Source organism: Micromonospora lacuserhaii, assembly GCF_036902735.1.
Taxonomy (GTDB): Bacteria; Actinomycetota; Actinomycetes; order Mycobacteriales; family Micromonosporaceae; genus Micromonospora.
This window is the reverse complement of record NZ_JBAKHO010000110.1, coordinates 1-4,629: the sequence shown is the minus strand read 5'-3', so window position 1 is coordinate 4,629 and position 4,629 is coordinate 1. Positions and strand designations below refer to the sequence as shown.

Annotated in this window: 3 protein-coding genes; 2 read left to right on the top strand and 1 reads right to left on the bottom strand. The window is 74.9% G+C overall.

Annotated features, from left to right (window positions below; genetic code table 11):
- Window positions 1–782 (bottom strand): alpha/beta hydrolase (locus tag V6U81_RS28865; protein ID WP_334494187.1); only part of this gene is annotated, 782 nt, incomplete at its 3' end.
- Window positions 783–1,158: 376 nt separating this feature from the next.
- Here V6U81_RS28865 and V6U81_RS28860 point away from each other — a divergent pair.
- Both V6U81_RS28860 and V6U81_RS28855 read left to right on the top strand, forming a co-directional pair.
- The gene (locus tag V6U81_RS28860) at window positions 1,159–2,355 is read left to right on the top strand and encodes a hypothetical protein (RefSeq protein ID WP_334494185.1); all 1,197 of its coding nucleotides are present in this window, start codon (window positions 1,159–1,161) and stop codon (window positions 2,353–2,355) included.
- Window positions 2,342–4,629 (top strand): nitrate- and nitrite sensing domain-containing protein (locus tag V6U81_RS28855; RefSeq protein ID WP_334494183.1); only part of this gene is annotated, 2,288 nt, incomplete at its 3' end. The genes V6U81_RS28860 and V6U81_RS28855, both read left to right, overlap by 14 nt.

The window sequence follows — 4,629 nt, the reverse complement described above, 5'->3', positions numbered from 1 at the left end:
CCTCCGACTTGCTGCGGGCTGGGCGCGCCGGCCGAGGCCGGGGCCCCCTCGGGCGCGGCGGCGGTCGCGCCGGAGAGCCCGGCCGGGCCGGAGCCGGCGTTGCCGCCGCCGCCGAAGAAGATGCCGGCCCAACCCTTCTTGAACACGCCCTCGGTGGCCGGCTTCCCGGTGCTCTCCGGCAGGAAGGCGCGGGAGAGGTCGTTCCAGGTGATCATCGGGACGATCGCGTCGACCCGCCGGTCCTGGGCGGCGAGCAGCAGGGCCAGCCCGCCGCCGTACGAGCCGCCGACCACGCCGACCCGGGGATCACCGGCGGCGTCGGTACGGATCTCCGGGCGGGCGGCGAGCAGGTCCAGCAGCCGTTGCGCGTCCCGGATCTCGTAGTCCGGGTTGTCCAGGTGGATCTCGCCGCCGCTGCGGCCGAAGCCGCGCGCGGTCCAGGTGAGCACGGCGTACCCGCGCTCCACCAGATCCTCCGCGTCGGAGCGGACCGAGTCCTTGGTGCCGCCGAAGCCGTGCGCCAGCAGCACCGCCGGCACCTTCCGGTCGGCCGAGGCGTCCGCGGGCAGCCAGAGCGTGGTGTCCAGCGACACCGGCTGGTCGCCCGCCGGCCCGGATCGGACGGTGACCAGGGCCGACTCGGTCCGGTGCCCCGGCCCGTCCGGCCACGCCGCCCAGACCGCGACGGCGGCGAGCAGCACGACGACCACCGACGCGGCCACCACCCGACGCCGGTTGGCCAGGACGCGCCGTACCCGGGCGGCCGACAGCGGTGATCTCATGCGGCTCACGGTACGGCGCTGATCCTGAGCGTTGGCTGAGATCCTCCGTACGTCCGTTCGGTTGGCCCGATCGGCGCGCCGGGTCGGTCGACCGCGTCACGTCCAGACCAATCCCGGCGGGATGACTTCGGATCACGTGAATTCCGACCCTTGTCGGAAATCACCTCCGATCCGATCATCACGCACGAGTGAGCGGACACTACGTGTCGACAAGGTCAACGACACGTAACATCGCTCCCAGTGACGCATAAATGACTGACCAATCGCGACCTTCCCTGCACACCGGTCGGTTAGTTTTCCGGTCCGGTGCACGGGACTCCATCGGCGACCCCCGACACCCGACGAGATCCCCCGCCGTCGCCGGAGGAGACAGACCATGACAGTCCCCGCGCAGCGGGTCCGTCGGCGGCCCTCCGCACCGGGCCGCGTACTGCCGCTGCTGCTCGTCGCGGCGCTGCTCGCGCCGGTGGCGTTCCTCTTCGTACAGACCCACCGGCTCACCGGGGAGGACCGGGACCTGGCGGCCCGCGAACGGCTCGGCGTCGAGTACCTGCGCGCCCTCGGCCCGGTGACCGAGGCGCTGGTGGACGCCCAGTCCGCCGCCGTGGCCGGCCGTCCCGGCTCGCGCGAGGGGCTGGACCGGGCGGTCCAGGCCGCCGCCGCGGTGGACGCCCGGATCGGCGGCGAGCTGCGCAGCCACGAGCGGTGGGCCGGGCTGCGCGCCAAGCTGGAGGCGCTGCCCGACCGTGCCCTCACCGAGCCGGAGGCCGCGTTCGCCGGGTACGGGGAGGTCACCGACCTGCTACTGGCCCTGCACCGCAAGGTGCGGGAGAGCTCCGGGCTGATCCGCGACCCCGCCTCCGACTCCTTCTTCCTCCAGGACGGCATCGGCGGGGACCTGCCCACCGCGATGGTGGCCGCCGGACGGCTCGCCGACCTCACCTCCCTCGCCGCCCGCCGGCCCGACACCGAGCGGGCCGCCACCCAGGGTCAGCTCGCCGAGTTGCGGGTCTCCGCGCGCGGCTCGGCCACCGACCTCGTCACCGACCTGCTGTCCGCCGTCGACAGCACGGAGAGCACCGACCTGGGCCACAGCGTGCTCACCCCGCTGGACACCTACCAGCGCTCCGTCGAGGCGCTGGTCGCGCTCTCCGCGCCGACCGGGCGCACCGGGCAGACCGAACCCGGGCAGGTCGCCGCCGCCCGGCTGAACGCCCAGGCCGCCGCCAAGCAGCTCCAGCCGGTCATCCTCAACGAACTCGACGTGCTGCTCAAGGAGCGGATCGACTCGTACGACCGGGACCGCTGGTGGGCGATCGGCGCCGCCGCCGTCGCGGTGCTGCTGGTGCTGGTCCTGGCCGGGGTGCTGATCGCCGCCTTCCGGCGGGCGTACCGGCGGGCCGCCGAAGAGCGCCGCGCCCGGCGGGAGAACTCCGGCGCGCTGCCCGAGCCGAGCGCCTGGCAGCCGCCGGCCGGACGCACCATCCCGGCCGAGGACCGGCGGCTGCTCCAGCCCGTTGCCACCGGCCAGGACGGATCCGAACGCTGGGGGCCGTTCGATGCTGCTCGGTAGGCTCCGGATCCGGGGCAAGCTGGCCCTGCTGGTGATCATTCCGCTGCTCAGCATGGTGGGGCTGGCCGTGCCGGTGGTGCTCGACCGGATCGCCGCCGCCCGCGAGGCCGGCGACATCGCCGACACCGTCCGGCTCGCCAGCCGGATCGGCACCCTGGTCCAGGACCTCCAGCAGGAACGCATCCTCTCGGTCGGCCTGCTCCTCGGCCGGGTGCAGCGCAGCGAGCTGATCCAGCGGTCGGCCACCGTGGACGACCGGGTCGCCGACCTCCGCGCCGAACTGGGCGAGGAGCTGCCGGCCCAGGTCTCCGCCGCGCTCGACGGGGTACGCAAGCTCGACGAGCTGCGCGGGCTGGTGCTGGCCGGCGCGGCCACCCCCACCCAGATCATGGAGGTCTACGGCCCGGTCGACAGCGCGCTGATCGAGTCGCTGCGGCTGAGCTTCCAGGTCGACACCAACACCTCCGCCGGGCGGCAGGTGCTGGCCCTGGACGGGCTGCTCCGGGCCGACGAGGGGCTGGGCGCCTGCGCCACCCTGATCGTCCTGGTCAAGGCGACGAAGGACCCGAAGGTCTCGGCCGCCTACATCGCCTGCATGTCCGCGCTCCAGGTGGACAACCTGCGGTTCCGCAGCCTGATCACCGCCGAGCAGTACCAGCTCGCCATGCTGGACGACGCCGCGGTCGGCGCCCGCACCAGCCCGACCTTCCTCGTCGACAGCGTGAAGGACCCCGTCGCGGCGATCGAGAACGTGTCGCTCGACGCGCTCTTCCCGTCCGTCCGCTCGATGATCACGCTCGGCCAGTTCGTGGAGAAGAAGATCGTCGCGGACGTGACCGCCGAGACGAAGGACGACCAACGGGACGCGCTGACCGCTGCCTGGCTGGTCGGCGGCGCCGCCACGCTGATCCTGCTCACGGTGGTGCTGCTCAGCTTCGCGGTGGCGCGGACGGTGGCCCGCCCGCTGACCCGGCTCACCCGCTCCGCCGACCGGGTCGCCCGGGTCGCCGAGGCGGAACTGGTCCGGGTCGCCGACGACGAGACCGAGGCCGGCCCACCGGTCCGCCTCGACCCGGTCGACGTCCGGGCCCGCGACGAGATCGGCGACCTCGCCCGCGCCTTCGACCGGGTGCAGAGCACCGCCGCCAAGCTGGTCGAGCGGCAGGTGGCCGGCCGGCGCAACGTGGCGCAGATGTTCGGCCACGTCGGCCGCCGTACCCAGAACCTGGTCGGCCGGCAGATCGCGCTGATCGACCAGCTGGAACGGCAGGAGGCCGACCCGGGCCGGCTGGAACATCTGTACCGGCTCGACCACATCTCCAGCCGGCTGCGCCGCAACGCGGGCAGCCTGGTCGTCCTCTCCGGTTCGGCCGGCACCGACGGACACGTCGCCCCGGTGCCGCTGGCCGACGTGGTCCGGCTGGCGCTCGGTGAGATCGAGGACTACACCCGGGTGGACGTGCAGGTCGCCCCCGGCGTCTCGGCCGCGCCCTCCACCGTCGGTGACCTGGTGCTCGCGCTGGCCGAGCTGATGGAGAACGCGACCGTCTTCTCCCCGCCGCACACCCGGGTGGTGGTGGCCGGCGAGCTGACCGCCACCGGCGCCCGGCTGTCGGTGGTCGACCGGGGCATCGGGATGACCGAGGAACGGCTGGCCGAGGAGAACGCCCGACTGACCCGCCGGGAACGGCTCGACCTGGCCCCGACGGAGGTGCTCGGGCTCTTCGTGGTCGGCCGGCTGGCCCGCCGGCACGGCTGGACCGTGGACCTCGCGCCGACGGCCGGGGGCGGGTTGACCGCCCGGCTGGAGGTGCCGCACGCGCTGCTGGTGGTGCGACCGGCCGACCGGGCCGGCGCGACGGTGGCCCGGGCGACCGTACCGGCCCGGGACCGCCGGTCGGCGGGGGCGCTCGACGCGGTCCGACCGGGCCGGGCGCTGACCGCGGCACCGGCCGTACCGCCCGGCGGGGCGCACCGGGACGACGCGGCGGCCCTCGGTTTCGACCCGGCGCTGCTGGACCGGGCCACCCGGACCATGGAGTCCGGCGAGTCCTGGGACGCGTTCGGCGCGGGTACCGGCCCGGAGCCGGCACCCGCCGCCTTCGTGGCGGCCGAGCCGCCCACCCGCGACGCCGGGTCGCCGCCCGACGGTACGGCCACCCCGGGCGGGTTGCCGAGGCGCCGCCGCACCGACCAGCCGGCCGAACACGCCGGCCAGGCCGGGCCGGCCGTCGCCGCGCCGCCCGCACCGGTTCCGGCGCCACCGCCGGTGGC